Source organism: Macrococcoides caseolyticum (genome assembly GCF_002902665.1).
In the GTDB taxonomy this organism is placed as follows: Bacteria; Bacillota; Bacilli; order Staphylococcales; family Staphylococcaceae; genus Macrococcoides; species Macrococcoides caseolyticum.
In genome coordinates this window covers 5251-8188 of record NZ_PPRM01000066.1, presented here as the reverse complement: position 1 = coordinate 8188, position 2938 = coordinate 5251, and the positions used below count along the sequence as shown (strand labels likewise).

General features: G+C 26.6%; 6 protein-coding genes. 3 read left to right on the top strand and 3 right to left on the bottom strand.

Going from position 1 to position 2938, the window contains the following annotated elements; translation table 11 throughout:
- The 3 genes from CD152_RS09385 to CD152_RS11935 all read left to right on the top strand — a co-directional run.
- The coding region (locus CD152_RS09385; protein WP_103214688.1) for a tyrosine-type recombinase/integrase at nucleotides 1-450 on the top strand (450 nt) is incomplete at its 5' end.
- A gap of 533 nt (nucleotides 451-983) precedes the next feature.
- Nucleotides 984-1160, top strand: coding sequence for a hypothetical protein (locus CD152_RS11940; protein ID WP_169926188.1), 177 nt, complete (start codon nucleotides 984-986; stop codon nucleotides 1158-1160).
- Between the two features lie 20 nt (nucleotides 1161-1180).
- Nucleotides 1181-1327 (top strand): hypothetical protein, encoded by a 147-nt coding sequence (locus CD152_RS11935; protein ID WP_169926187.1) that lies wholly within the window; start codon nucleotides 1181-1183, stop codon nucleotides 1325-1327.
- A gap of 206 nt (nucleotides 1328-1533) precedes the next feature.
- On the opposite strand, the gene CD152_RS11765 is transcribed toward CD152_RS11935, so the two are convergent.
- From CD152_RS11765 to CD152_RS12150, 3 genes are all read right to left on the bottom strand, one after another.
- The gene (locus CD152_RS11765) at nucleotides 1534-1656 is read right to left on the bottom strand and encodes a bacteriocin (protein ID WP_146034105.1); all 123 of its coding nucleotides are present in this window, start codon (nucleotides 1654-1656) and stop codon (nucleotides 1534-1536) included.
- Between the two features lie 147 nt (nucleotides 1657-1803).
- Nucleotides 1804-2544, bottom strand: coding sequence for a LytR/AlgR family response regulator transcription factor (locus CD152_RS09375; RefSeq protein WP_103214686.1), 741 nt, complete (start codon nucleotides 2542-2544; stop codon nucleotides 1804-1806).
- A 2-nt stretch (nucleotides 2545-2546) separates the two neighbouring features.
- A partial coding sequence (locus tag CD152_RS12150) for a GHKL domain-containing protein (protein ID WP_240592400.1) occupies nucleotides 2547-2938 on the bottom strand: 392 nt, incomplete at its 5' end.

Here is a 2938-nt window from a genome sequence, read left to right as displayed (position 1 = left end):
TTGAGAGTGAGTGACATGTTGGGATTAAAGAAAAAGGATATTAAGGACTATACAATCAAACTCAGAGAACAGAAGACCCGTAAACAGAAACAAATCCCCCTTTATCATCTAAAGGAGGATATTGATCGTTATATTCAGTTCCTGGAGGATGAAGATTATCTGTTTAAAAGCAATAAACTCGATTCTGAGGGCAATAGTAAACCCATTAGCCGTGTACAGGCTTATAGAATCCTGAATCATTCAGCAAAATCAATCAGTTTAAGTGATATCGGCACACACTCGATGCGTAAGACCTTCGGTTACCATTACTACAAGAAAACAAAGGATATCGCTTTATTGATGGATCTATTTAATCATTCTTCTCAGTCTGTGACACTTAGATACATTGGGATTAATCAGGATGTTATGAACGAATCTATCAGTAATGTTATGAACAATTTATATAGCTAAAACTGAAATGTGATAGACTTAACTACATAAATTATATTTCTAAACCCCAAAAATATTAGATATATTACTTGCAAGGTCCATGTGGAGGATGAATTACTAAAAATTAGAATCGTGTTTCACTAATACTTTTATAATTATCTTTTTTTTTGTTCTTTTTTATAATATACATAAAAACCAATGCTAATAAAAAATATATATGGAAGGACGTCGTGAATCAGCTCATTAATAGTTAGGAATGGATGCTTATATATTAAATTTATCGTTCCATGATATAAGATTGAGACAATAAATACACAGCAAATAGTTAAAATATAGTATCTTTTGTTATCCATAGACAGCAATCCTCCTTTTAGAATATATATATCATACAATGTTGATTTACCAATAATATCATCATGAAATGATGATATTTACTCCTATGTCAGTATAATAATTACAATCATCTATAAAGGTTACTCTATGTTTAGATAAAGATGATTATTCCACACATACATAATTTTAAATCATAATTACATTATATAGGAGGAGATAAAATGAAAAAAATATCTAATTACGAATTAAAAAAAATTAATGGTGGAGAAAGTTCAGAATTCTGGTCAGCTGTTGGGAAAGGTGCTGGGGCAGCGACTTATTGTGCGACAAAACTAGGATGGACTAATTTCATTCCTGGTGCTCATGCAATGTGTACAGCAACAAGAGTAAGTAAATAAATATATAAAGGAGAATAGCTATGAAAAAGTTAAATGAAAAACAAATGAAAAATATTAATGCTGGTAATCCAGTTTTGTTTGCACTAGGTGGAATAGTTGCAGCAGATGCCATGGCTCATATTGACGAAATCACTCATGGATTTAAAAAAGGATGGAATGGGAAATAGAAAGTAAGTTAGTATTACGTATTTTAGATTACTATCATAAAATTAGCAGTCGCATCAACATAAAAAAGTCATGGATTTTGATGCAATTAAGCTGAAAATTAGTTAAAAATTCGAGGATAAAATTTAAAGGAATATCAAACTTTAATAAATTAAAAAAATAAACTTTATGATAAAATTTATCTGATCATAAAGTTTATTTTTATCTTTTAAGATTGTCCTACTTTTATGGCCTTTACATATTGTTTTAACAGCCATGCTTTATATCTGTCAACCAGGTCTCCCTCGCCACCATTTACTGCTATTAATTGTTTTTCACTTAGAGTTTTCATAAATTCACCTCCTATTAATATACATAATAGTATTTAATAGAATGGAATATTAAAATATATCTTTAATACAATTAAATTATTCATAAAAATCTATACATGGCGAAGCATGCACTTAAGACGTATTTATATATATTCAGGATAGTATAACTAAGGTTCGTATTCTCTAAGCATTTTTGATTTTGAGAGCGAAAATTTCTTGGTAAAATTTTCCTTTAAATATACTTCTCTTTTTAAAAAGTTAATTTCTTTAATATTTTTAGGATTCACTAAGCAAGATCTAGATATTTTATATAAACCTTCATATTCTTTATCAATTCTAGATATCTTATCATAGAATTGATATCTAGAGGATTTAGTCACTAAAGTCAATACATGAGGTATCTTCGAATTTTCTATAAAAATAATATCTTGAATCTCAATAAAATAAGTATTTGAATTAATAGAGAATTTAAATACAGATTTAGAATATTTTTTTTGATTAATTATAGAATTATAACAATACTTTAAACAACTTATAACTTCCTCTTGCAAGGTATCAATATCCTGAGACTTATTAATATAATCAACAGCTTCAATTTTATTTTTCAAAGTTAAAGTAGCATAATTATGATAACTTGATACGAATACGATTTTTGCATATGCGTCCATTCTTTTAATTTTTAATGCTAAATCAATTCCATTTATATCATATTTAAAATCCATATCCAAAAAATATATACCATTGATTATTTCATTAGTTTCTATATATTCTAAAAAATCTAGTAAAGAAGTTGTTGCCTTTTTGATTATAAACTGACCTTCGTGAAACAAACTATAATGTTCGATTATAGTTTTAATTTTATTAAGATAGTTAGTATCGTCATCACAGATAAAAATAGGATATGCCATGTTTACTCCTTTTCCAATAACAACATATTGATTATCATAATTACTCTAAATGTTTGTTCAATGTTATTTATTTCATAGTTAATATTAATATTTTTGTTTGTTTCAACTATGTCTTCGATTATATTCAATCCCAAACCTTTGTGATTCTTTTTACTTGAAAATCTGGGTTCCATTAACTTATGAATAGATATATCATCATCATTATTAAAATTATTTTCTAAAATAAATTCTAGAGAATTATTATAGAAATGAATATATATATTTATAAATCCATCGTTAATTACTTCTGTTGCTTCAATAGAATTGTTAATAAGAATCCCTACAATTCTTATTAAATCTAAATTATGAATCCCTTTTATCTCTGATATTTTTTCTAAGCATTCAAATTTAAATT

Excerpts from the sequence above, each read along its gene's own strand:
- CD152_RS11940 (WP_169926188.1), top strand. The coding sequence starts at position 984 with ATGAAAAAAATATCTAATTACGAATTAAAAAAAATTAATGGTGGAGAA.
- CD152_RS11935 (WP_169926187.1), top strand. The coding sequence starts at position 1,181 with ATGAAAAAGTTAAATGAAAAACAAATGAAAAATATTAATGCTGGTAAT.
- CD152_RS11765 (WP_146034105.1), bottom strand. The coding sequence starts at position 1,656 with ATGAAAACTCTAAGTGAAAAACAATTAATAGCAGTAAATGGTGGCGAG.
- CD152_RS09375 (WP_103214686.1), bottom strand. The coding sequence starts at position 2,544 with ATGGCATATCCTATTTTTATCTGTGATGACGATACTAACTATCTTAAT.